This window comes from Streptomyces sp. NPDC023541, assembly GCF_055559995.1.
The window spans coordinates 254,877-276,826 of the sequence record NZ_JBVHJO010000001.1 but is presented as its reverse complement, the minus strand read 5'-3'; the positions used below and the strand labels follow the sequence as shown (position 1 = coordinate 276,826).

23 protein-coding genes and 1 pseudogene are annotated in these 21,950 nt (G+C 73.0%); 15 read left to right on the top strand and 9 right to left on the bottom strand.

Going from position 1 to position 21,950, the window contains the following annotated elements; all coding sequences use genetic code 11:
• Positions 1–32 precede the first annotated feature (32 nt).
• The gene (locus ACZ3X1_RS01370) at positions 33–521 is read right to left on the bottom strand and encodes a MarR family winged helix-turn-helix transcriptional regulator (protein WP_467275491.1); all 489 of its coding nucleotides are present in this window, start codon (positions 519–521) and stop codon (positions 33–35) included.
• 131 nt (positions 522–652) lie between these two features.
• Between ACZ3X1_RS01370 and ACZ3X1_RS01365 the strand changes: the two genes are divergently transcribed.
• Together ACZ3X1_RS01365 and ACZ3X1_RS01360 are read left to right on the top strand one after the other, a co-directional pair.
• Positions 653–1,063 carry an organic hydroperoxide resistance protein gene (locus ACZ3X1_RS01365; protein ID WP_356815798.1) on the top strand — a complete coding sequence of 137 codons (411 nt, stop codon included), beginning with the start codon at positions 653–655 and terminating at the stop codon, positions 1,061–1,063.
• Between the two features lie 119 nt (positions 1,064–1,182).
• Positions 1,183–2,823 carry an FAD-dependent monooxygenase gene (locus ACZ3X1_RS01360; RefSeq protein WP_467275489.1) on the top strand — a complete coding sequence of 547 codons (1,641 nt, stop codon included), beginning with the start codon at positions 1,183–1,185 and terminating at the stop codon, positions 2,821–2,823.
• 96 nt (positions 2,824–2,919) lie between these two features.
• Here the strand turns inward: ACZ3X1_RS01360 and ACZ3X1_RS01355 are convergent, their stop codons facing one another.
• Positions 2,920–3,285: a DUF6204 family protein gene (locus ACZ3X1_RS01355; RefSeq protein WP_356815801.1), complete on the bottom strand. Its 366-nt coding sequence runs from the start codon at positions 3,283–3,285 to the stop codon at positions 2,920–2,922.
• Positions 3,286–3,389: 104 nt separating this feature from the next.
• Between ACZ3X1_RS01355 and ACZ3X1_RS01350 the strand changes: the two genes are divergently transcribed.
• The 3 genes from ACZ3X1_RS01350 (at position 3,390) to ACZ3X1_RS01340 (ending at position 6,886) form a co-directional block, all read left to right on the top strand.
• A complete protein-coding gene (locus tag ACZ3X1_RS01350) occupies positions 3,390–4,670 on the top strand; it encodes a VWA domain-containing protein (protein ID WP_362631956.1) in 1,281 nt (426 codons plus the stop codon).
• Positions 4,670–5,476, top strand: a complete 807-nt coding sequence (locus ACZ3X1_RS01345) for a hypothetical protein (protein WP_467275485.1) — start codon at positions 4,670–4,672, stop codon at positions 5,474–5,476. The genes ACZ3X1_RS01350 and ACZ3X1_RS01345 overlap by 1 nt, the downstream gene beginning before the upstream one ends.
• A 219-nt stretch (positions 5,477–5,695) precedes the next feature.
• Positions 5,696–6,886, top strand: coding sequence for a S8 family peptidase (locus ACZ3X1_RS01340; RefSeq protein WP_467275483.1), 1,191 nt, complete (start codon positions 5,696–5,698; stop codon positions 6,884–6,886).
• Positions 6,887–6,999: 113 nt separating this feature from the next.
• On the opposite strand, the gene ACZ3X1_RS01335 is transcribed toward ACZ3X1_RS01340, so the two are convergent.
• Positions 7,000–9,612, bottom strand: coding sequence for a D-alanyl-D-alanine carboxypeptidase family protein (locus tag ACZ3X1_RS01335; protein WP_467275482.1), 2,613 nt, complete (start codon positions 9,610–9,612; stop codon positions 7,000–7,002).
• Positions 9,613–9,834: 222 nt separating this feature from the next.
• On the opposite strand from ACZ3X1_RS01335, the gene ACZ3X1_RS01330 reads away from it, so the two are divergent.
• A complete protein-coding gene (locus tag ACZ3X1_RS01330) occupies positions 9,835–10,494 on the top strand; it encodes a lysophospholipid acyltransferase family protein (protein ID WP_362631950.1) in 660 nt (219 codons plus the stop codon).
• 7 nt (positions 10,495–10,501) lie between these two features.
• On the opposite strand, the gene ACZ3X1_RS01325 is transcribed toward ACZ3X1_RS01330, so the two are convergent.
• Together ACZ3X1_RS01325 and ACZ3X1_RS01320 are read right to left on the bottom strand one after the other, a co-directional pair.
• Entirely contained in the window at positions 10,502–11,242 is a 741-nt protein-coding gene (locus tag ACZ3X1_RS01325) for a hypothetical protein (RefSeq protein WP_467275480.1), read from the bottom strand.
• Positions 11,243–11,360: 118 nt separating this feature from the next.
• Positions 11,361–11,792: a GNAT family N-acetyltransferase gene (locus tag ACZ3X1_RS01320; protein WP_467275478.1), complete on the bottom strand. Its 432-nt coding sequence runs from the start codon at positions 11,790–11,792 to the stop codon at positions 11,361–11,363.
• 143 nt (positions 11,793–11,935) lie between these two features.
• On the opposite strand from ACZ3X1_RS01320, the gene ACZ3X1_RS01315 reads away from it, so the two are divergent.
• The 3 genes from ACZ3X1_RS01315 (at position 11,936) to ACZ3X1_RS01305 (ending at position 13,916) form a co-directional block, all read left to right on the top strand.
• Positions 11,936–12,352, top strand: a complete 417-nt coding sequence (locus ACZ3X1_RS01315; protein ID WP_356815224.1) for a YciI family protein — start codon at positions 11,936–11,938, stop codon at positions 12,350–12,352.
• A 48-nt stretch (positions 12,353–12,400) separates the two neighbouring features.
• Positions 12,401–13,654 carry an RNA polymerase sigma factor gene (locus tag ACZ3X1_RS01310; protein WP_467275476.1) on the top strand — a complete coding sequence of 418 codons (1,254 nt, stop codon included), beginning with the start codon at positions 12,401–12,403 and terminating at the stop codon, positions 13,652–13,654.
• Positions 13,655–13,733: 79 nt separating this feature from the next.
• Positions 13,734–13,916, top strand: a complete 183-nt coding sequence (locus ACZ3X1_RS01305) for a hypothetical protein (RefSeq protein WP_467275474.1) — start codon at positions 13,734–13,736, stop codon at positions 13,914–13,916.
• 77 nt (positions 13,917–13,993) lie between these two features.
• Here the strand turns inward: ACZ3X1_RS01305 and ACZ3X1_RS01300 are convergent, their stop codons facing one another.
• The gene (locus ACZ3X1_RS01300; RefSeq protein ID WP_467275473.1) at positions 13,994–15,004 is read right to left on the bottom strand and encodes an alpha/beta hydrolase; all 1,011 of its coding nucleotides are present in this window, start codon (positions 15,002–15,004) and stop codon (positions 13,994–13,996) included.
• A gap of 268 nt (positions 15,005–15,272) precedes the next feature.
• On the opposite strand from ACZ3X1_RS01300, the gene ACZ3X1_RS01295 reads away from it, so the two are divergent.
• Positions 15,273–15,839, top strand: coding sequence for a hypothetical protein (locus ACZ3X1_RS01295; protein ID WP_356815220.1), 567 nt, complete (start codon positions 15,273–15,275; stop codon positions 15,837–15,839).
• A gap of 65 nt (positions 15,840–15,904) precedes the next feature.
• Here the strand turns inward: ACZ3X1_RS01295 and ACZ3X1_RS01290 are convergent, their stop codons facing one another.
• Positions 15,905–16,195 carry a hypothetical protein gene (locus ACZ3X1_RS01290; protein ID WP_390074369.1) on the bottom strand — a complete coding sequence of 97 codons (291 nt, stop codon included), beginning with the start codon at positions 16,193–16,195 and terminating at the stop codon, positions 15,905–15,907.
• Positions 16,196–16,238: 43 nt separating this feature from the next.
• Complete coding sequence (locus ACZ3X1_RS01285) at positions 16,239–17,753, bottom strand: AMP-binding protein (protein ID WP_467275471.1); 1,515 nt, start codon at positions 17,751–17,753, stop codon at positions 16,239–16,241.
• Positions 17,754–17,871: 118 nt separating this feature from the next.
• Between ACZ3X1_RS01285 and ACZ3X1_RS01280 the strand changes: the two genes are divergently transcribed.
• Positions 17,872–18,609, top strand: a complete 738-nt coding sequence (locus ACZ3X1_RS01280) for a class I SAM-dependent methyltransferase (RefSeq protein ID WP_467276274.1) — start codon at positions 17,872–17,874, stop codon at positions 18,607–18,609.
• Between the two features lie 104 nt (positions 18,610–18,713).
• A complete protein-coding gene (locus ACZ3X1_RS01275) occupies positions 18,714–19,127 on the top strand; it encodes a rodlin (RefSeq protein ID WP_356815215.1) in 414 nt (137 codons plus the stop codon).
• A 210-nt stretch (positions 19,128–19,337) separates the two neighbouring features.
• Here ACZ3X1_RS01275 and ACZ3X1_RS01270 read toward each other — a convergent pair.
• Positions 19,338–19,599, bottom strand: a pseudogene (locus ACZ3X1_RS01270) (cyanase); the annotation flags it as partial.
• Between the two features lie 41 nt (positions 19,600–19,640).
• Here ACZ3X1_RS01270 and ACZ3X1_RS01265 point away from each other — a divergent pair.
• The 3 genes from ACZ3X1_RS01265 (at position 19,641) to ACZ3X1_RS01255 (ending at position 21,761) form a co-directional block, all read left to right on the top strand.
• Positions 19,641–20,138, top strand: coding sequence for a LysR substrate-binding domain-containing protein (locus ACZ3X1_RS01265; protein WP_467276271.1), 498 nt, complete (start codon positions 19,641–19,643; stop codon positions 20,136–20,138).
• A gap of 86 nt (positions 20,139–20,224) precedes the next feature.
• On the top strand, positions 20,225–20,512 hold the full coding sequence (locus ACZ3X1_RS01260; RefSeq protein ID WP_356815214.1) for a hypothetical protein: 288 nt from the start codon (positions 20,225–20,227) through the stop codon (positions 20,510–20,512).
• 139 nt (positions 20,513–20,651) lie between these two features.
• Positions 20,652–21,761: a serine hydrolase domain-containing protein gene (locus ACZ3X1_RS01255; RefSeq protein WP_356815213.1), complete on the top strand. Its 1,110-nt coding sequence runs from the start codon at positions 20,652–20,654 to the stop codon at positions 21,759–21,761.
• Positions 21,762–21,950 lie beyond the last annotated feature (189 nt).

The following is a 21,950-nucleotide window of genomic DNA, read 5'->3' as shown; positions in this document are numbered from 1 at the left end:
CGGGTGGCCCCAGTGTCCGTCGCGGACGGCGGCTACGCCTCCCGTGCCTCCTCAGTGGGCACCGCGGCGTCCAGCGCGGCGGTGAGGCGGCTCAGCCGGGCCTGGAGGTCGACGACCTCGGCCAGGTCGAAGCCGGTGGCCGCCGCGATCCGCCGCGGCACCTCCACCGCACGGGCGCGCAGCGCCGCGCCCTCCCCGGTCAGCCGGGCGCGCACGGAGCGCTCGTCCTCGGTGCTGCGCTCGCGGCTGATCAGCCCGGCCGCCTCCAGTCGTTTGAGCAGGGGCGACAGGGTGCCCGAGTCCAGCCGCAGGTGCCGGCCGATCTCCTTGACCGGCATCTCGCCGTGCTCCCAGAGCACCAGCATCACGAGGTACTGGGGGTACGTGAGCCCCAGATCCTTGAGGACCACGCGGTAGAGGGCGCCGAAGGCGCGGCTAGCGGCGTTCAGCGCGAAGCAGATCTGGCCGTCGAGGCGCAGGAAGTCCTGGTCGGCGCGGGTCGTGGTGGGCTGCTCGGTCATGTCCGCCAGTGTACCGGGGCGAAGCTTGAGCGGCATTGAATTGCGCACAACTGAATTGCGTGCTCTACTGGTGGAGCGCGGTCGGGAACCACCGGCCGCCGCCACGGTTCATTTCTGCGAGAGGAACTCTCATGGACGCGCTCTACACCGCTGTCGCCACCGCCAACGGCCGCGAGGGCCGCACCGTCAGCTCCGACGGCCAGATCGACCTCGCCCTGGCCATGCCCCCGGCGCTGGGCGGCAACGGGCAGGGCACGAACCCCGAGCAGCTCTTCGCCGCCGGCTACGCCGCCTGCTTCGCCAGCGCGCTCGGCCTGGTCGGCCGTCAGGCCAAGGCGGACACCAGCGAGGTCTCGGTCACCGCGGAGGTCTCCATCGGCAAGGACGGCGCCGGCTTCGGGCTCGGGGTCACCCTGCGTGTCGAGCTCCCGGACTCCCTGGCCGGCGAGACGGGCGCCCTCCTGGTGAAGCAGGCCCACGAGGTCTGCCCGTACTCCCGCGCCACCCGCGGCAACATCGACGTCGAGCTCGTCGTCGAGTAACCGACACCGTACGAAGACCGCACGAAGATCGAAGATCGCACGGAGATGCCGGACGCCCGGCGGACGGCCACCATGGAGTCAGACCGACTCTGACGGGGGCCGCACGCCGGGAGACGCCAGTGGGGCACAGCAGCACGACGGACGTTCTGGTCGTAGGCGCCGGCCCCATCGGGCTGACCGCCGCCGCGGAGCTCCGCCGGCGCGGCGTCTCCTGCCGCATCGTCGACCGGCTCCCCGCCCCGCTGCCGTTCGCCAAGGCCGTGGGCATCCAGCCGCGCACCCTGGAGATCTTGGACCGCATGGGGACGGTCCGCGCCGTCCTGGACGCGGCCGTCCCCATGCGCGGACAGATCACGTACGTCAACGGCGCCGAGCAGCCCCGGATCGACCTCGTCCTGCCGCCCGAAGTGCCCTACCGCTTCGCGGCCCTGCCGCAGTACGAGACCGAGCGCATCCTCGCCGAACACCTGGGCCGCTGGGGGACCGCCGTCGAACGCGGCACCGAACTGGTGTCCTTCAGCCAGGACACCGACGGCGTCACCAGCAGGCTGCACACCCCCTCCGGCGCCGAGGAGGAGCTGCGCACCCGGTACCTCGTGGGCTGCGACGGCGCCCACAGCATCGTCCGCAAGGGGCTCGGGCTCTCCTTCGAGGGCGGCGCCTTCCCCGAGGAGTACATGCTCGCCGACGTCGAGGCCGACTGGGACCTGCCGTACGGATACTCCCTGCGCGCCATGCACCTGGACGGCGCCGGCGCCGTCGACGACGTCCTCGTGTGCATCCCGCTGCCGGGCCGCGGCCGCTACCGGATGTCCATGAAGGTGCCTCCCGAACTGTCCACCGCCCAGCAGGCGGCGGCCGCCGCCGACGGTGTCGTCCACGGCCTCCAGGGCGGACGGGCCCCGCAACTGGCCGACATCCAGACCGTCCTGGACCGCCTCTCGCCGACCCCCACCACCGCCTCCGACATCCGCTGGTCATCGGTCTTCCGCATCAGCCACCGGATCGTCGACCGGTACGGCCACGGCCGGGTCTTCATCGCCGGGGACGCCGCGCACATCCACCCGCCGACCGGCGCCCAGGGCATGAACACCGGCATCCAGGACGCCTGGAACCTCGCATGGAAGCTCGCCCTGGCCGTCGACGGCGCCGCCCACCCCGGCCTCCTGCCCAGCTACGACACCGAACGCCGGCCGGTCGGCGAGGAGGTCGTCGGCCGCACCGTGCGCCACGCCTCCGCCCAGGGCGTCCAGTCCGACCCCGAGGACGCCGACACCCTGATGCTGCGCGAGGCCCAACTGCTCGTCGGCTACCGCGGAAGCCCCGTCGTCGACCCGCCCGGCGAGGGCCCCGGACCCCGCCCCGGCGACCGGGCCCCCGACTGCGGCGGCCTCACCTCACCGATCGCCGCCGTCCCGCTCCGCCTCGCCGACCTCCTGCGCGAGCGCGAACACGTCCTGCTGCTCTACGGGACCGGCCTCGACGAACTCGCCCGGACTGCCCGGGAATCCTCCGGCGGCCGCGTCGGGACGTGTGTCGTCCTGCCGGCCGACACCCCGCCCGACACCCCTGCGGGCCCGGCCGCACTGGCGGCCTACCACGACACCGGCGGCGAATTCGCCCGTGTCTACGCGGCCGAACAGCCGACCGCCTTCCTCGTCCGCCCGGACGGACACCTCGGCGCCCGGCTCTGCCCTCCCACCCCGCAGCGACTGGCCGCACACCTCGCGACCGTCTTCGCCCCGACCGCCCGGCACTGACCGTCCGTCACCGGCTGCTCGGCACTGACAGTCCGTCACCGGTCGCTCCGTCACTGTCCGTCCGTCACCGGCCGCTTTGGCCGGTTCACGTCGCGGTCAGGCCTGCGCCGCGCCGCGCGCGGCCTCCCGGCGCTGCCGCTTGCCCAGCGGAGCCAGCGAAAGGTCCTGGGCCTGCGACCGCAACTGCTTGAAGCCGTATCCGCGTTCCGTCAGCCAGCCCTCCGCGGCCAGCTCCGCGCGGGCCGTCGCGTCGAGGACATCCTCCTCCGCCTCGCCGGAATCCAGGAAGCGGAAGGTGAAGAACGGACGGGCCGCCAGGTCGTATGTGAGGTGCCCCTCGGCGGTGAACTCCGCACGCAGCATGTCGTGCGCGGGCGCGGCCGCGAGCAGCTCGGCCCGCTGGTCGTCGGTCAGCCCGTCGAACGCGCCGCGGACGGTGATACGGAAGGTACGGCTACTCATCCGGGCAGCCTAGGCCGCGGGCTCCGTCCCGCGCATCTGGATATCGACCGGTCCGCGCCGCCCCGATTTTTGGATTGCCGGACGATCCTCAATACGATCCGGCGATGATCACTAGAAAACGGCTTGCGGCCAGGGCGTGCGGCCTGTTCGCCGCACTGGCCGTCGGGCTCTTCCCGGCGGGCGCCACAGCCGCCGACGCACCGACGGCGAAGGAACCCCCCAAGGTCGACCTCGTCCTGGACGTCAGCGGCTCCATGCGGGCCAACGACATCGACGGCGGGTCCCGCATGGCCGCTGCGAAGCAGGCTTTCAACGAGGTCATCGACGCCGTACCCGCCGAAGTCCAGCTCGGCATACGGACCCTGGGCGCCGACTACCCCGGTGACGACCGGACGCTCGGCTGCAAGGACACCAAGCAGCTCTACAAGGTGGGCCCCCTCGACCGGACCGAGGCCAAGACCGCCGTCGCGACGCTCGCCCCGACCGGCTGGACCCCCATCGGACCGGCCCTGCTCGGCGCGGCCCAGGACCTGGAGGGCGGCAACGCCACCAAGCGGATCGTGCTCATCACGGACGGCGAGGACACCTGCGCCCCGCTCGACCCGTGCGAAGTCGCCCGCGACATCGCGGCCAAGGGCATCCACCTGGTCATCGACACCCTCGGCCTGGTCCCGGACGCCAAGACCCGGGCCCAGCTGACCTGCATCGCCGAGGCCACCGGCGGTACGTACACCTCCGTGCAGCACAAGGCAGAACTCTCCGGCAGGGTCCGCCAACTCGTCGACCGGGCCGCCGACCCGGTCGTCAACCCCGTCGCGACCGAGGGCGCCAAGCAGTGCGAGGGCGCCCCGCAGTTGAAGGCCGGCCTCTACAGCGACCGCGAGACCTTCGGCGAGCACCGCTGGTACCGGGTGGACGTCCTGCCCGGCCAGGAACTGCGCGCCTCGGTGAGCATCGGCGCCGACCGGGCCGTCAACAACGACTACGGCGTCCTGCTGCGCGCCACGACCGTCCACGGGCGGGAGATCGTACGCGGCTCGGAGGCGGGCGACGGCCGGACCGACGTCCTCTCCACCGGCCTGCGCTACCCCAAGGCCGAGACCGACGACGACTCGGACTCGGACGCGAAGCCCGCGGCGGAGACCGTCTGCCTCCAGGTCAGCAACTCCTTCTCCGCTCCCGCGTCCGTCAAGACCACCCCCGGCATGCCCGTCGAGCTGACCATCGACCTGGTGAACGGTCCCGACAGTGCCTCCGACGCCGCGGCATTCGGCCTCGGGCGCGGCTGGTGGACGCTGGCCGTGCTGGTGCTGGCCGGACTGCTGGCCGGTCTGGTGTGGGGATGGATCTCGCGCTGGCGCATCTCCGTCTGGAGGACCAACTGATGCGTACCGTACGCACACTGACCGCGGGCCTGCTCGCGGCGGCCGCCGCCCTCGCTGTGGCCGGTACGGCCGCTGGCACGGCCTTCGCGGACACCCCGTCGCCGAGCGCCACCACCGGTAAGGGCGGCGCCGGAGCCGAGTCCGCCCCGACCGAGGCGGGCACGAGCTTTCGTACCGCCACGCCGTTCCGGCCCGGCCAGAAGGCCACGGCCGGCGCCTCCAGCGGCGACTACCTGTACTGGGTGCTCCCGGTCGACGCCCAGCAGCGCGTCACCGTCAAGGCAGCCGTCACCCTGCCCGAGTCCGCCGCCCGGCACGGCGCCTCGACCTGGCAGCTCGACGTGTACGACGGCCTGCGCCGCCGACAGGCCTGCACCTACGGCACGCAGAGCCGGTCGGCGGCCAAGGACGCCGCCTCGGTCGAACTGTCCTGCACCCTGCGCACGGTCCGCGCCGGAGCGGAGCCGTGGGCCAACGACCCGCTCCCCGGCAGCTACTACGTCCGGCTGACGGTAGTGGACCTGCCCGAGGAGGACCTGGGCCTGCCGGTACGCGCGGCCGTCGAGGCCGACGAACATGAGGCCGGAGGCGCCTACGCGGTGGACGGGGCCCTCGCCGCGCCGCTGGTCGCCGGCACTGTGACCGGCTCCCTGCGCGAGCCGGAGGACGGCTGGTCCGGCGGCCGGTGGTCGGACCGCTGGCTCTGGACCGCGGCCGGGGGAGTACTCGGCGCCCTCGCGGGCATCTTCGGGTACTGCCTGACGCGCGGCACGGGCCGCCCGTCCCGGGTGCCGCCCGGCGCCTGACCCGGCGCACCCGGCCGGGCAGGGCGGTCACGGACTGTGCCGTGACCGCCCTGCCCGCAGCCGCGGCGGCGGACGGGTCCGGCGGCAGGCGCTGGGCCATGTGAGGACCGGCTGCTCAAGCGTTCCCGGACCCCGTCCGAAGGAGAGGGAGGCCGCGACCGACCACGGCGAGGACGCGGCCGTCTCCTGACGACCGCCGACCTCCCGGGGAGTACCTCCATGCGCCTGCTCGCACGTCTGACCACCGCGGCCCTGATCGCGGCGGCCCCCGCACTCGCCGGCGCCGCGGCCGCGGACGTCCCGGAACCCGTGCGGGCTCCGCTCCTCGTGTCCACCGCCGCCGTCCCCGGCAAGTACATCGTCAGCCTCGACGAGGGCGTGGACGCCACCGGGCTCGCGGAACGGCTGCGGCTGGAGCCCACGTTCGTGTACGGGTCCGCGATGAACGGCTTCGCGGTACCGCTGACCCCGCAACAGCTCGACGACGTCCGTACGACCCCCGGCGTCCGCTCGGTGGAGGCGGACGCGGAAGTCTCCGCCCCGCCGACCCCGGCCGGCCCCGCAGCCCTCTCCGCCGCCGGGGTTCCCGCCGCGACCTGGGGCTTGGACCGCATCGACCAGCGGACCCTCCCGCTCGACGGCGGCTTCTCCACGGCCGGCGACGGCGCCGGGGTGACCGCGTACATCCTCGACACCGGGATCGACTACGACCACGCCGAGTTCGAGGGCCGCGCCGAGCCCGGATTCGACGCCGTCGGGGACGGCGGCAACGGCCGGGACTGCGAGGGCCACGGCACGCACGTCGCGGGCACGGTCGGCGGCCGGACCTACGGCGTCGCACGCGCCGCCCGCCTGGTCAGCGTCCGCGTACTCGGCTGCGACGGGCGCGGCGAGTACTCGGCGGTCGTCGCCGGCCTGGACTGGGTGGCGGAGAATGCCAGGCAGCCGGCCGTCCTGAACGTCTCCCTGGGCGGGAGCCGCTCCGATGCCGTGAACAGGGCCGCGACCGCCGTGGCCGAGTCGGGCACCCTGCCGCTCATCGCCGCGGGCAACTCCGCGGCCGACGCCTGCACGGTCTCCCCCGCCTCGGCCGACCGGGTGGTGACGGTGGCCGCGAGCAACCAGGCCGACGAGCAGTCCGGATTCTCCAGCCGCGGCGAGTGCGTCGAGATCCACGCCCCCGGCCAGCAGATCGACTCGGCGATGCTCGGCGGCGGCAGCGTAGCCCTGGACGGCACCTCCATGGCCACCCCGCACGTCACCGGAACGGCGGCCCTCTACAAGGCCGCGCACCCGGCCGCCACGCCCGAGGAGGTCGCCGGCTGGCTCGTCGAGACGTCCACCGAAGACCTCCTGACCGGTACCGGTACCGGCACCCCCAACCGGCTGCTGTTCACGGACGGCGTCTGACGGCCGGCCGCCGCCCGTCCTCAGCCGCCCGCCCGCCGGTTCGGTGACCGAACCGGCGGACGGCACCGGCCCAGCCGGTGGTCGGGGGCCGCTGGCCGGGGGGCACCGGCCGCTCAGCCGAGACGCGTGAGCCTCGTACCGAACGAGGGCTCGGCCAAGGCCCCCTTGACGGCCACCGGGACGCTCTTGGCACCCTCGCCTTCACCCGCCGTCAGCACACCGACCTCCGTCCCGTCCTTCGCGGTGTGCGGCAGCGGCGAGGCACCGGCGTTCAGGGACAGCTCGAACCGCTGGCCGGGCACGCTGAGCACGTTCAGGTCCTTGACGGCCACGAGCGGAGTACGGCCGCCGAGCCCGTCGTCCACGTACCCGACGACGTCGCCCTTGCGGACGAGCGGGGCGGAGGCGAGGGCCGTCCGTACCGCCTCGATGATCTTCTTGCTGTTCGCCTTCACGAGGGCCAGGCTGTTGAGGGCGTCCTTGTCGGGGGCGGGCGCGCGCTGCTCCATCAACGAGCCGACGATCAGCGGGTTCTCGTCACCGACCTCCTTGTAAGCCGCCCACACGAAGGTTCCGCCGGCGGGTGTGCTGGAGCCGGTCTTGATGCCGCGGATGCTCAGGCCCTGCACCGTGAGCAGGTCGTTGTTGTTGACGAGCTTCTTGCCCAGGCCCTTGATGGGGGCCTCGGGCAGGGCGACGATCACGCGGAACGCCTCCTCCTTCATCACCGCCTCGGCGAGCTTCAGCTGATCGGTGGCGGTGCTGACGGTGCCCGCGTCCAGACCGCTCGGATCGGTGTACGTGGTGTCCTTCATCCCGAGTTCGCGGGCGGCGGCGTTCATCTTCTCCACGAACGCGGCCTCGGTGTCGGTGCCCGTGTCCCAGCGTGCCAGCAGGCGGGCGACGTTGTTGCCCGAGGGGATCATGAGCATCTTCAGCATGTCCTGCTGGCTGAACCTGGAGCCGACGGTGAGGCCCGTGATCCGGGACTCGTGCTCGGAATTGCCGTCCGCCACGGTCTTCGCGTCGACCGTGATGTCGGGACCGGGCTCGTTCTTGCGCAGCGGGTGGCCCTTGAGGATCACGTAGGCCGTCATGATCTTGGCGACGCTGGCTGTCGGGACGGGCCTCTGATCGCCGAAGGTGCCGATGTCGCCGGAGCCGGAGACGCGAACGGCGCCCTGGCCCTTGGCGGGCCACGGTATGGAGAACTGCCCGTCGACGGTGTGGTCGGTCTCGGCGGCGACGAGCCGGGGGGCGGGCAGGGGCCGCAGCATCTGGCCGCCGATGCAGGCGCCGACGAGCAGCAGCAGGATCGGCGTCCACACCTTGACGCGGCGCAGCGCGGTCCGCCGGGGGGTCTGCGGCGGGGGAGGGGTGTTGGTGAGGTCGGCCAGCAGGTCCAGCGGCGGCAGGGGCGGCGCGGTGGCCGCCCGCGCGGGTGCGGGTGCCTGCGGCTGGGGGCGCGCCGGGACGGGCGGCGGGACGTCGAGGTCCTTGAGCGCGACGAACTGGCTCGTCCGCTCGGAGTCCTTGTCCTTCGCCGCTCTGGCCCATCCGGGCACCCGCGGCCCGTCGCGGTCGTCACCGGCGGTGTCCGGGCCGGCGGAGCGACCCGCTCCGGGATCGGCCCCGTCGCGCGACGCGTCGGCGTCCGTCTTCAGCAGGGGCCGGGCGGCCTTGTCCGCGGCGGACCGCTCCTGGGCTGCGCCGTCCGTCTCCTCGTCGGCCCGGCCGCCCGGCTCGCCGTCCTTGGCGTCGGTGCGGCTCGTCCCGGAAGCCTTGGCCTTGGCGGCGGGGCTTTCCGGGCCGCGCGGGACGTCGGCCGTGGCCCTGGGCTCGGTGGAGGCCGGCGCGGGAATCTTGAGCACGCGTGTGGCGTCGGAAGCCTCTGTGGCCTCGTCCTCCGCGTCGGTGCCGCTCGGGACGTCGGCCGTGGCCCTGGGCTCGGTGGCGGGGCTTTTCGGGCCGGTCGGGGTTTCCGTGTCGGCGTCGTCGGGCGCGGCGGTGGTAGGCGCCGGCATCTTGAGCACGCGTGTGGCATCGGAAGCCTCCGTGGCTTCGTCTTCCGCGTCCGTGCCCTCGGGCTCGCCGGCGGCGTCGGCCGTGGCCTCCGGAGCGTCGGCGTCGGCGTCGGCCTCGGGTTCGGCGGCGCCGGCTGCAGGTCCCGTCGGGGCTTCCGGGGGCGCGGACGTGTCGTCGGCTCCCTCGACGCCGTCGTCGGGAGTGGTAGCGGTGGTGGTACGCGCCGGCATCTTGAGCACGCGCGTGGCATCGGAAGCCTCCGTGGCTTCGTCCTCCGCGTCCGTGCCCTCGGGCTCGCCAGCGGCGTCGGCGTCAGCCTCGGGTTCGGCGGTGCCGGCTGCAGGTCCCGCCGGAACCTCGGCGGGCGCGGACGTGTCGTCGGCTCCCTCGACACCGTCGTCGGGAGTGGTAGCGGTGGAGGCCGGCGCGGGCATCTTGAGTACGCGTGTGGCGTCGGAAGCCTCCGGGGCCGCGTCCTCCGAATCGGTGTCCGCGGGCTTGTCCGAGCCGGGCTCGGGCTCGGGCCCGGCCTCGGGCACCGGCTCGTCGTTCCCCGCCGCGGCGCCGTCGGCCTCGGCCGACCCCGCCTGGTCATCGGTGTCAGGTTCCGTGGACGTGTCATCACGGTCCGCCCCCGCGACGGTGGTTCCCTCGATCTTCGGGTCGTCCGAGGAACCGCCCGTCACCCTTGCCGTCTTCATCCCAGCCCCGCCTTGCCGCTCACACTGTGCAGATACCGTTCGGCGGCGCCCGAAGAGGGCCCCGCCGCACTTCTAGATGCGGGCCGTGAACCACGCGTTCCCCGACCCCGATCTTGTGACCGTTCGGTCATATTCGGTGAGTACGGCTACTCATGACCGCGCCCCCACCCCCGCCGACGATGGACCGCAACACCACCGCACCACCACCGAACGGGGCCGTCCATGCTCAGCCGAATCGCCTCCGCCCTGGTCCCCGCCTTCGGGCGGCTGACCGTCACCGCCGACCCCGGTGCCCGACCCGCCACCGGTTCCATCCTCGTGGCCAACCACACCTCGCTCGCCGACCCGGCCGTCGTGGTCGCGGCATTGCGCCGGCACGGGATCGAGCCGGTCATCCTGGCCACCGCCGGCCTGTGGCGCGTACCGCTGCTCGGTCCGGCGCTGCGCCGCGAGGGGCACATCGCCGTCCACCGCGGTACCGCCCGGGCCGCGGACTCCCTGGACGCCGCTGCCGTGGCCCTCGCCTCGGGCCGCAGCGTGCTGCTCTACGGCGAAGGCGGCCTGCCCGCGCGCCGCGACGCCGGGGAGTCCGCCCCGGGCCCCTTCCGCAGCGGACTGGCCCGTCTCGCCGCCGCCACCGGAGCCCCCGTCGTGCCCGTGGGCCAGGCCGGCTCCCGCCGACTGTGCTCCGGCAGCCGCACCAAGCAGCTCGCGGGAGTCTTCACGGCGCCGCTGCGCAGGCCCTGCCTCCACGTGCACATCGGGTCGCCGCTGCAGCTCCCCACCCGGGTGCCGGAGGCGACGGACCGGGCCCGTGACGCCGTCACCGCGGCCTGGCGTACTGCGGCGTCCGCCGTCGGGGAGACCTGCGCTGCCGCCTGAGGACGGCTCAGCCGGTGCTGTGCCCGAGCAGGACATGGGCCGCGGCCTCCCGGTCGGCGTCGGTGTCGATGAAGGACATGACCACCGGGCTGCTGCCCGTCGGGCCGCCGGTCGTCGCGCGCAGCCGGTAACGCTCGATACGGACCGCCCCGCGGGCGAGCGGCTCGCCGCCCGTGAACAGCGACAGCGGCTTAACGTCGTTCGCGACACGCAGCTCGGCCGACCGCCAGATGCCCGAGGCCCGGTCGAACCGCTCCAGCAGGAATCCCGGCCCGCTGCCCGCCCTGTCTCCCGGTTCACCGACGAGGATCTCCATCTGGAGGGCGACCAGCAGATGCCGGTACTCGGCGGAGTTCCCGTTCCGCAGGGTGACGGTGAACTCCTGCGCGGCGCCGCCCCGTACGAGGGCGAGCCGGCCGCCGCGGGTCTCCACCGCGACGGTCAGCCGGGTCGGAGCCGCAGGCGGCGTCGTTGCCGCCCCGGCCGTGGGCGCGGCCGACGCAGTGGCGGTACCGGGCGTGGAGGCAGCCGCGGAGGGAGCCCCGGAAGCAGTGGACGCAGTGGAATTCGTGGCGGTGGCGGTGGCCGTGGACGTGGCCGTCACGGGAGCGGAGGCCGCAGCCGAGACCGAGGACCCCCCGCCGTCCTCCGTGCCGCATCCGGAGGAGCCGGCGAGCAGGACGGCGGCCACGGCCGCGGCGCACAGGCCGCTGCGGGGCACTGTACGGGGCACTCGGGCTACGGGCATGGGATCGGTTCCCCCGGGGTCGGCGACGTCAGGAACCTAACAAGCGGGTGCCGGGCCGACGAGCCCGATCGGGCCTCGGGGCGGCGACGGTTCGGTCACGGAAAAGGGGACCGCCCCCTCAGCGGAGCGGCTTCTCGAAGCTGAAGGCGGTCACGGCCATGCGCTCGCGGAAGTAGAAGCGGTGCGCGTCGGTCCGCTGGGTGCCGGAGTCCAGGGTGAGGGCGGTGCACCGGGTGGCCAGGGCGTGTTGCTCCAGGTGTGCGAGCAGGGCGCGGCCCACACCGGTGGACCGGGCGGTGGCGGACGTGACGAGATCGTCGACGTAGAGCTTGCGGACCATGGCCGTGGTGGCGACGATGCGCCAGCCCGCCGCGCCCACGCACACCCCGTCCGCGTCATAGGCCGCGGTGAAGCGCAGCCCCTGGCCCTGCCCCTCCGCGAGGACCGAGAGGAAGAGCTCCTCAGTGAGGTGGGGACGCAGTTCGAGCAGCACGGGCAGCAGGTCGGCGGTGAGCCGGGCGTCGCCGGGCTCCATGTCGATGATCTTCATAGCGGCAGGCTACGTGCTCACCCGGCGCGGCGTTCTCGCGCGGTCGCGGCCCACGTGTCGAAATGGGAGGGACGGCTCCGACGTCCCGTGCGAGAGGCTCCCCACCCAGGAGCCCGCGACCAGAACAGAAGGAGTGGCACCCCATGAAGTACATGCTGATGGTCCTCGGGAGTCAGGCGGACTACGACGCCATGGGCGGTCGGGCGAGCACCGGCAACCCCGCATGGTCGGAGGCGGAGCTGAAGGCGATGTTCGACTACATGGCCGCCCTCAACGACGACCTCGCCGAATCCGGCGAGTGGGTCGACGGGCAGGGGCTCACCGAACCCCGCCTGGCCCGGCTGGTGACCGCGGGCGCCGACGGCACACCGGTGGTCTCCGACGGGCCGTACGGCGAGGCCAAGGAGGTGCTCGCCGGCTACTGGATCGTCGACGTCCCCGACTTCGCCCGGGCCGCCGAGATCGCCGCCCGCGCCCACGCCTGCCCGGTGCCCGAGGGGGCACCGAACTACCCGGTCGTCGTCCGGCCCGTCGACTCCGCCGCGGGCACCGAAATGTGACGACGCCGAGACGCACCTCTGCTCCCGCACCTCTGCTCCCGCACCCCGATGACGCACCCCGCCCCCGAACCCGCGAGTGAGGACCTGCTGCGCCGGCTGGCGCCGCAGGTCCTCGGCGCGCTCGTTCGCCGCTACGGGCACTTCGACGCCGCGGAAGACGCGGTGCAGGAGGCCCTGCTCGCCGCGACCCGGCAGTGGCCCGAGGAGGGCCGCCCCCGCAATCCGCGCGGCTGGCTGATCCGCGTCGCCTCCCGTCGGCTCACCGACCAGCTGCGCAGCGAGGACGCCCGCAGGCGGCGCGAGGAGACGGCCGCGGCGCTGACGCCCCGTGACGAGTTCGTCGCACCACCACCCGGCGAGGACCGCGCGCCCGCCGAGGACGACACCCTCACGCTGCTCTTCCTCTGCTGCGGTGCCGACCTGCCCGCCGCCGGCCGGATCGCCCTCACCCTGCGGGCCGTCGGCGGCCTCACCACGGCCGAGATCGCCCGCGCCCTCCTCGTACCCGAAGCCACGATGGCGCAGCGCATCAGCCGCGCGAAACGACGCATCAAGACCTCCCCGTCGCCGTTCGGCACCCCCGACGGGCAAGAGGACGCGGCACGGCTCGCCGACGTGCTCCACGTCCTCTACCTGATCTTCAACGAGGGCTACACCGCCACCTCCGGCCGCGAGCTGCAACGCGCCGACCTCGCCGCCGAGGCGATCCGCCTCACCCGCGCCGTCCACGCACTGCTGCCGGACGACGGAGAGGTGGCCGGCCTGCTCGCCCTGATGCTGCTCACCGACGCCCGCCGCGCCGCCCGCACCGGGCCCGACGGCAGCCTGATCCCCCTCGCGGAGCAGGACCGTACCCGCTGGGACCGCGCCACCGTCGCCGAAGGGGTCGCCCTCGTCAGCGACGCCCTCACCCGCACCCCGCTCGGCCCGTACCAGGTGCGCGCCGCGATCGCCGCAGTCCACGACGAGGCGGCGAGCGACGAGGACACCGACTGGGCGGAGATCCTGGGCCTCTACGAGGTGCTGGTCCGGCTGGTCCCCGGGCCCGCGGAACGCCTGGGCCACGCCGTCGCCGTGGCCATGGTGCACGGCCCGCGACGGGCCCTGGACCTGCTCGCCGCACTGGACGAAGACGACCACCTCGCCGGCCACCACCGCCTGGAAGCCGTACGGGCCCACCTGCTGGAGATGGCGGGCGACCGGGCGGCGGCCCGCGCCGCCTACGCGAAGGCCGCGGGCCTCACCCTCAGCACCCCGGAACGCCGCTACCTCCGGTCCAGGGCCGCCCGTATCGCCGAATGAGTCCGTCATTGCGGGGCCCGCCGTCCGCATGCCGGACATCGGCCACGGTTGTCGGACCCCGGCCCCTACTCTTGATCACGTGAGCCCGACGCCTGACGACCACCCGGCCCCCGAACGCTCCCTCGCCGAGATCAACGCCGACATCCGCTGTCTCTTCGCGCGCGCCGAGGGCCGCCTCTCCGACGCGGAGCGGATCCGCCACGCCACACTGCTCCAGGAATGGGCCGCGGCCATGCGCGCATCGGTGGTCCCGGCCGCGTAGCGGAGCAGCCGGGGCGCGAGCCGGCCCTGGGTACCCGGCGGTCGAGGCGTGGGAGGCGGCGAACGACGTGACACTGCCTAGCGGCCGAGGACGCGCCGGAGCCAGCGGACGCGGGCGTCACGGGCGTCCCGGGTCAGGGCCGCGCCCGGTGCGAAGGAGTCGAAGCCGTGGAACGCCCCGGGCCACACGTGCAGTTCGGCCTCACCGCCCGCCCGCCAGAGCGCGTCGGCGTACGCCACGTCCTCGTCCCTGAACGTCTCGGCCGACCCGACGTCGATGTACGCCGGAGGCAGCCCGGACAGATCCGTCGCCCGCGCGGGAGCCGCGTACGGCGGTACGTCCGAGGTGCCGTACAGGTCGCCCAACAGCGCCTGCCACGCCGTCGCGTTGGAGGTGCGGTCCCAGATGTCGACGCCGGCCATCTGGTGGCCGGAGACGCTGTCGCCGCGGTCGTCGAGCATCGGGCACAGGAGCAGCTGCCCGATGGGTGTGGGCCCGCCCCGGTCGCGGGTGAGCAGGGCGAGCGCCGCGGCGAGGCCGCCGCCCGCGCTCTTCCCGCCGATCACGATGCGTTCCGGGTCGATGCCCAGCTCCTCCGCGTGTGCGGCCGCCCAGACGAAACCGGCGTAGCAGTCCTCCACCGGTCCGGGATGGCGCACCCGGGGCGCCAGCCGGTACTCGACGGAGATGACGGCCAGCTCCAGGGGGAGGGCCCACTCGCGGAGCAACTGCGGAAGCACGCACGAGGCGTTGCCCATGATCATGCCCCCGCCGTGCATGTAGTACAGCAGCGGCAGCGGCCCGTCGAGGCCGGCGGGCCGCGCGCTCACCAGCGTCACCTCGGGCTCACCCGGCGGCCCCGGCACGCACAGCTCGTCGACCTCGAAGCGGCCGCCGTCCCGAAGGTCCCGCACGGACGGTCGAGGCCGCACGGCGGCGTCCCGCTCCTGCCGGGCCGCGAGGTTCTCCGGGGTGAACGGCTCCCCGACCACCCCGCCCCTCAAAGCCGCCAGCGCCAGCGCCAGTTCGGGGTCCAGCGCAGGCGCACACCACGCCACGGAGTCGGGCCCGGTTCGCGTGAAATCCATGTCCCCAGTCAACCACCCACCCCTGAGCGTCAGCCGAGTTGGAGCCGTCCGAGCCGTCGGCCGACCGCCTGGCCTGCAGCTGGAACCGCAGAAGTTCTGTGGGTCCCACAGCCGAACGGTGCCGCCTGTTGAGTGGTCAATTGAATAGTCCACGTCCTCGACTTGCAAGCCGATCGGCCGGTGGCAAGCTATAAGCGAACCGCGTGTTCGGAATCGGATCCACCTTGACGATGCAACCATTGCATGAATGAGCGGAAGGTTGGATTTCATGGAAAACAAGCTGTCGCGCATCGATGATGCCGTTGTGGAAGGAGACTGCGTGGTCTCCGGAAGTCGCGACTCGGTGATCGAGCTGGTGAAGCAGGTGGTTGAGTCTGGGATCTCGGCGTCGTTCTACGTTCCCCGCAGCATCGCCGAAGCTGTCTTGGCCTGGTACTGGACTGCCGAAAGAATTCGGGAAGTCGGAGTGGAGGTGGTGTCGAGCGAAGAGCAGAGAAGAATTGAGAAGGAGCTCGGGCTCGAGGGCGTCATCCACTTCGCGAATCGCACCGAATGCGAGAACTGCGGTCACGTGTATGGGGCCTTCGAGTTTGTGGAGCAGGGAATTCGGACGCACGGGAAGGAAGCGGTCGAAGCTGTCCTGGAGCTCAAGAGTGCTGTCCTCATTCGCGTGAACCCCACCGAGGTCTCCGTCTGCCCCGATTGTGAACAGCGGATCACGCAGGGCGGCCTCAAGCTGGGGGAAAGAATTGTCGGCGGTACTGAAGTCCCTCACTACTATGGCGGGACATCTGCGTATGCGGGCTGCTGCAGAGGAGGACAACTTCAGAGGTAGCCCTCCTTGCGCCACCGCACCGCGGACCTGGACGCGCCGGTCGGCCCCGTCCGCCGACGGGCCCGTCAGGCCCCGTCCGGTGGGGGGACGTGCCCCGCAGCCCGCTGCACCATGGCCTCCAGCTCGTCGCGGTCCAGACCGGTTGCCTCCGCGTAGTTCTCCAGGGCCGTGTCCAGCAACCACCAGGGCTCGCGAGCGTCTTCCCACGCGTCCCGCCAGGTCACATGCTGCTCGTCGGTCCACTGAGACGTTTCGCCGAGCTCTTTCTGAAGGAGCATCAACGCGGCATGCGCCTCGTCGGACGCCTCCTGCAACTCCACCAGTTCGTCCAGTGCGTCAGACAGTTCGATTTCCACCCCGGGATCTTAACGGTGAGGGCGACGGATTGCCTCGCCCTCGCTACGCACGCCCGCCGTCGGTGGCGGGAGCCGTCGCCGCGTCGCTGCGCAGGCGGCGCTTGTCCGGTTTGCCGCGGGGGGTCAGGGGGATCTCCCGGAGCCAGAACACCGCGGTGGGGCGGTGTGCGCGGGCCAGCTCCCGTTCCACCGCGTCGCATACCTCGTCGGCCACGCCCGGACCCGGCGCGTACCCTGCCGCCGGGACGAGGAAGGCGCACACCTCCTCCCCGGTGAGGTCGCTGTGCCGGCCCACCACCACGGCCTGGGCCACGGCGGGGTGCCGGGTGAGGGCCGCCTCGACCGGCAGGCAGTACACGTTGTCCCCGTCGACCATCACCACGTCCGCGATCCGGTCGTCGAGGTACAGGTAGCCGTCCCCGTCGAAGTGCCCGAGGTCCCCGGTCCGCAGCCAGCCGTCCCGCAGCACCTCGGCCGTCAGCTCGGGCCTGCCCCAGTAGCCGGCCATCACGGCCTGCGACCGGGCCCACACCTCACCGGTTCGCCCTGCCGCCACCGTCGCGCCCCGCTCGTCGCGTACCTCGGCCTCCACCCCGTCGACGGGCCTCCCGACCGACGCCAGCAGCTCCGGCCGCCCCCGCACCGCCGCGTCGTGGTCTGCCGGGGTCAGCCGGCAGACCACTCCCGCCTCGTTCGTGCCGTAGCCCTGCCGCCAGCGCCCGCCCCAGCGCGTCACCGCCTCCCGCAGCCGTTGCGGATGGACCGGCGAATCCCCGTACGAGATCACCTCCAGCCCGGGCACCCCATGGGCGGTCACCGGGTCGTCCAGCAACCGGTACACCATCGATGTCGTCAGGTACGTGGACACCGGTCCCAGGCGCAGGCAGGCCGCCGCGAACTCCCGCGTTCCGAACGGCTCCAGGATCTCCACCCGTCCCCCGGCCCGGAACTGCTCCAGGCACCGGCCCCCGGACCGCTGCGCCAACGAGGTGACCGACAGGTAGTCCGTCCTGGCCCAGCCGGCCGGCCGTACGGTGTTCCGCGCGGCCATCGCGCCGAAGGTCGAGGCCACCCCCTTGGGCCGCCCCGTCGTCCCGCCGGTGTACGTCACCCGCGCCACGTCGTCGTCCCGCGCCCCCACGGACACCGGCCCGGCAGCCGCGCGTCCGCCGGCCTCGCGGACCGCGTCGTCCAGGTCCAGCTGCCGCGCCCCCGCAGCGGGCACCGGTACGTCGTGCACCACCAGGTCCGGCCGGCAGTCCCGCAGGATGAAGTCCAACCCGTGCAGGGCGGGTCCGGCGAGGACCTGCGTCAGCCGCGCACCGAGCAGGTGCGCGGCGATCCGCACCAGCAGCACCTCCGGCCGGTTGGTGCCCGCGACACAGGCCAGCCCCGAACCGCGCCCGATCCCCGCATCGGCCAGCACCCCGGCGAGCCGCCAGGACGCGTCGAGCACGTCCTGGAACTCCAGCACGACGGGTCCGGTCCCGAGCGCCGGCCGCCCCGCGTGGCGCTCGAACGCCCCGACCAGCTCCGTGACATACCGCGCGGCCACCATCCGCGATCCACCTCTCCACGTACTGCTGATGATCGTACGGGGCCTGCCGGGCCGCGCCGGCCCCACCACACCGGCGGCCCACTCCACGGACGGGCGGCCCACCGGCATCATGGGCGGCATGACGACCGAATCCCGTGCTCGTTCATTCAGCTCCGCGGCCGCGCGCTACGCCGCGAACCGCCCCTCGTATCCGCCCGAGCTCTTCGACGCGCTGGAGCAACTGGCCGGGTTTCCCCTGGCCGGCGCCCGCGTCGCCGACGTGGGCGCGGGTACGGGAATCGCCACCTCGCTGCTGGAGGCCCGCGGCGCCCGCGTCGTCGGCGTGGAGCCGGGCGAGGGCATGGCCGCCGAGTTCCGGCGCCGCAACCCCCGCACACCACTGGTCCGCGCGGACGGCAACAGGCTGCCGTTGACGTCCGGATGCCTGGACCTGCTGACGTACGCGCAGTCCTGGCACTGGACCGATCCGGACCGCGCGGTCCCCGAGGCGCTGCGGGTCCTGCGGCCCGGCGGGGCGCTCGCGATCTGGCACAACGACCCCGACGTCACGGTCGGATGGATCGCGGAGCAGCAGGCGCGCATCGAGGCCCGGTTCGGGCCCGGCTGGTACATCAACGAACGCGCCCGCTCACAGGACGGGCTGCGGTTCACCGACCGTCACCTGCCGTGGTCGCGCCGGGTTCCGGTCGGCACGCACCTGGCCAAACTGTCCACCCACTCCCTCTTCCTCGTCGGCGAGCCCGGCACGGACGCCTTCCTGTCCGACGAACGCGCCCTCCTCATGGGCCGCTTCCCCGACGGCTGGGTGGAGGAGCACTACGTGGTCGAGCTGAACGTTGCCGTCCGAGGAGGGTGACGGGCAACATGCCGCCGAACGGGTGAAGCACCGGAACCCGGCGCCGCCCCGGCCGTTGATCAAGGCGCTCACCCCCACGCACTCGTGTGACATAAGGACCTCTGATGCTCAAGAAGATCATGGCCACCGCCGCCGCCACCGCATCCATCGTCGGCGCGGGCGCCGCGGTCGCCGCCCCGGCCATGGCCATCGGCAACGACAACGGGATCAACACCGTCAACGGCAACGGCGCCCAGCAGATCTACGGCAACCAGAAGACCCACGGCGACCAGAGCCCGCAGCTCGGCCTGGTCCAGGGCACCCTGAACAAGCCCTGCATCGGCCTGCCGGCCAAGGTCAACGTCCAGTCCGTACTGGCGCTCATCGCCAACATCGGCGTTCAGGACATCAACGTCCTGTCCAACCCGCAGAACCAGCAGTGCACCGAGAACTCCACCCAGGCCAAGGGTGACGAGCCGCTCTCCCACATCCTGGACAACATCCCGGTCCTGTCCGGCAACCTGTCGGCCGGCAGCTGACGCAGGCCCCTTGTGCGAGCCGGGGCCTCCGACGCCTGCGCGAGTGCCCACGGGGCCCCGGCTTGTTCCACCCGGATCCGCCGATCCGACGCTTCCAACGGCGCGCGCCGGCCATACGGCCTCGACGTGGGCACCGAACCTCGCAGCACAGAGCCTCCAGCCCGACCGGGCCGGAGGCTCTGTCGCGTTCCGCGAACCGCGTCAGCAGGACCTGAAGTTGCTGGCGCCGATGATGCCGTCCCCGAACGGTTGGTGGACCGAGGCCTTCAGGGTGGTGCCTTAGACCGGGAGCATGTCGAGGAAGCGGGAGATCGTCGGATCGCTCGGGATGCCGCCGTGGACGGATCCGCGGGCCGGGACGGTCAGCAGCAGGCGCACCGCGTCCTCGTCCAGGACCGACAGCCCGGCCACCGCGCTCGCGGCGGACCGCGGCAGGGCGTGCTGGGCCCAGCAGGGCCGCGGTGACGAAGGCACGGCGCCCTACGGGACCTCGCGGACCTCTCCCGCGGCCACCTGCGCCTCGCGCTGACCCCGGCCCTTCACCGCGTACCTCGTCGCCGGGCTCCACGAAGCCACCCCGGTATCAGCGCGACCCCCCTGTACCCGGAGACCCTGGGCCTGGTCGTCACCGCCGAGGACGGCGGCCCGGATGCGGGGCTCCCGCCCCTGCCCGTACGCGACCTCGCCGCGCGCCGACTGGCCCTGCCCAGCGGGGACTTCCCCACCCCCGGTCACATCGACGACTACCTCGCCGCGCACGGCATCCGGCCGCACACCGCGGTCGAGGCGAACTCCGCCCAGGCGCTCACCGAGATCGTCCGGCGCACCTCGCTGGCCACCGTCCTGCCCAACACCGTCACCCTGCTGCACCGGGCAAGCGCGCAAGAGAGCGCCGCGTCGCGCACCTTCACCGAGTCGGCCGCCCGCCTGGTCCGCACCCGCGGGTATCCGCGTCCGACGGGTTGGCCGGGTGGCCGGCCCAGTGCGTGGCGTGCTCAGCGGGGGGCGTGACCCGGTCCCGGCGGCCGGTGATCGTGGTGCGGCGCCGCGACGTGTGAAACCGGCTGCGCGCTTCCCCATCCGGTAGCTTCGGTTCCATGACCACTGAGCCGCAGAGCTTCGAGATCCTGGTGGTGCCCGAGCACATCGAGAACCTCCGTGGCGCCTCCCCGGCGGACCGCGCACTGAGGTCGGCCGTGGTAGAGGCGACCGGCGAACAGGGGGCCTCCGGGTACCCGCGCTACCGGGGGCAGGGCGTGGAGGCCGACATCGACCCCGACACGCGCACCATCGAGGCCCTGCTCATCGACGGCGCGGAGCTGGACTACGGGCTGATCGCCATGATCGCCCCCGAGGAGAAGGGCCGGGGAGGCCGCCGGACGTAGCGGCGTACGGCCGGGTGAACCGGGGCGTTTCGGTCGTATTGATGTTGGCCGGGAGCGGGCCAGCGCGGGCCGGGTGCGGCGCCGTAGCGTCTTTCCCATCGGGAAGAACGTGACTGGCGCGCATCGAGGAGACCGACGGATGACCAAGCCCGTTCCCCAGCAGACGAGTTCGCGTGCCGCCGTGCGGGAGGTCCTGGATCGGGCGGTGAGCGGGGCCGGCCTCCCCGGCATGGTCGCCGAGGTCCTGGACCGCCGGGGCCGGTGGTTCGGAGCGGCGGGGGTGGCCGACACGGTGACCGGGCGCGAACGGCTGCCCGAGGAGCAGTACCGCATCGGGAGCACCACCAAGACCTTCACGGCCACCCTCGCCCTCCTGCTCGCCGCCGAGCGCAAACTCTCCCTGGACGACACCGTCGAGCGATGGCTCCCGGGCCTGGTCAAGGGCAACGGCAACGACGCCGGCGCGATCACCGTCCGGCACCTGCTCGGCATGACCAGCGGGCTCTTCAACTACTCCGTGGACGAGGGGCTGCTCTCCCGGCACTACGGCCCGGCCTTCCTGGAGCACCGCTACGACCGCTTCAGCCCCGAGCAGCTGGTGGAGATCGCGACCTCCCACGCCCCGGACTTCGCCCCGGGCGAGGGCTGGACGTACAGCAACACCGGCTACGTCCTGGTCGGACTGATCATCGAGCGGGCGACCGGCCGGACCTTCGCCCACCAGGTGGAGCAGCGCATCGCCCGCCCGTTGGAGCTGACCGGCACCTATGTCCCGGGCGACGACGAGCACGGGCTGCGCGGACCGCACGCCCGGCTGTACAGCAAGAACTTCCTCACCGCGCCCGACGCCGAGATCCACGACGTGACCGAGCTCGACACCAGCTTCGCCTGGTCGGCCGGCGGCATGGTCTCCACCGCCGGTGACCTGAACCGCTTCTTCGCCGAGCTGCTGGGCGGCCGGCTGCTGCCGCCCGCCCAGCAGGAGGAGATGTTCGCGGCCCGCCCGACTCCCGAGGGCAAGTGGATCCCCGGCGCCTCCTACGGCCTGGGCATGTCGTCGATGACGGTGCCCTCGGGCGCGACGGTCTGGGGCATGGGCGGCGCCATCAACGGCTCGTTCTGCTACACCTACGGCACCCGCGACGGCGAGCACCTCGTGGCCCAGAGCGTCAACGGCGACTGGAACGACCCGATCGGACTCTTCACGCAGGTCCTCGAAGCGGAGTTCGCCGCCGACGGCCCCGCCTGACGGCCCCGCCTGACGGCCACGCCTGACGGCCCGGCGTGACGGCCCGGCGTGACGGCCCGGCGTGACGGCCCCGCGTACGGAGGCCGGTGCGCGGGCGCCCCGGTGACAAGCGTCCGGCCCGGCCCCCGTGGGTGAACCGGTCGTAGACGACGCTCCCGTCCTCGTCCGTGTCGATGTGCAGGAAGAAGC

Coding starts and splice junctions, on each gene's coding strand:
- ACZ3X1_RS01370 (WP_467275491.1), bottom strand. CDS start 521: ATGACCGAGCAGCCCACCACGACCCGCGCCGACCAGGACTTCCTGCGC.
- ACZ3X1_RS01365 (WP_356815798.1), top strand. CDS start 653: ATGGACGCGCTCTACACCGCTGTCGCCACCGCCAACGGCCGCGAGGGC.
- ACZ3X1_RS01355 (WP_356815801.1), bottom strand. CDS start 3,285: ATGAGTAGCCGTACCTTCCGTATCACCGTCCGCGGCGCGTTCGACGGG.
- ACZ3X1_RS01350 (WP_362631956.1), top strand. CDS start 3,390: ATGATCACTAGAAAACGGCTTGCGGCCAGGGCGTGCGGCCTGTTCGCC.
- ACZ3X1_RS01345 (WP_467275485.1), top strand. CDS start 4,670: ATGCGTACCGTACGCACACTGACCGCGGGCCTGCTCGCGGCGGCCGCC.
- ACZ3X1_RS01340 (WP_467275483.1), top strand. CDS start 5,696: ATGCGCCTGCTCGCACGTCTGACCACCGCGGCCCTGATCGCGGCGGCC.
- ACZ3X1_RS01335 (WP_467275482.1), bottom strand. CDS start 9,612: ATGAAGACGGCAAGGGTGACGGGCGGTTCCTCGGACGACCCGAAGATC.
- ACZ3X1_RS01330 (WP_362631950.1), top strand. CDS start 9,835: ATGCTCAGCCGAATCGCCTCCGCCCTGGTCCCCGCCTTCGGGCGGCTG.
- ACZ3X1_RS01325 (WP_467275480.1), bottom strand. CDS start 11,242: ATGCCCGTAGCCCGAGTGCCCCGTACAGTGCCCCGCAGCGGCCTGTGC.
- ACZ3X1_RS01320 (WP_467275478.1), bottom strand. CDS start 11,792: ATGAAGATCATCGACATGGAGCCCGGCGACGCCCGGCTCACCGCCGAC.
- ACZ3X1_RS01315 (WP_356815224.1), top strand. CDS start 11,936: ATGAAGTACATGCTGATGGTCCTCGGGAGTCAGGCGGACTACGACGCC.
- ACZ3X1_RS01310 (WP_467275476.1), top strand. CDS start 12,401: ATGACGCACCCCGCCCCCGAACCCGCGAGTGAGGACCTGCTGCGCCGG.
- ACZ3X1_RS01300 (WP_467275473.1), bottom strand. CDS start 15,004: ATGGATTTCACGCGAACCGGGCCCGACTCCGTGGCGTGGTGTGCGCCT.
- ACZ3X1_RS01295 (WP_356815220.1), top strand. CDS start 15,273: ATGGAAAACAAGCTGTCGCGCATCGATGATGCCGTTGTGGAAGGAGAC.
- ACZ3X1_RS01285 (WP_467275471.1), bottom strand. CDS start 17,753: ATGGTGGCCGCGCGGTATGTCACGGAGCTGGTCGGGGCGTTCGAGCGC.
- ACZ3X1_RS01280 (WP_467276274.1), top strand. CDS start 17,872: ATGACGACCGAATCCCGTGCTCGTTCATTCAGCTCCGCGGCCGCGCGC.
- ACZ3X1_RS01275 (WP_356815215.1), top strand. CDS start 18,714: ATGCTCAAGAAGATCATGGCCACCGCCGCCGCCACCGCATCCATCGTC.
- ACZ3X1_RS01260 (WP_356815214.1), top strand. CDS start 20,225: ATGACCACTGAGCCGCAGAGCTTCGAGATCCTGGTGGTGCCCGAGCAC.
- ACZ3X1_RS01255 (WP_356815213.1), top strand. CDS start 20,652: ATGACCAAGCCCGTTCCCCAGCAGACGAGTTCGCGTGCCGCCGTGCGG.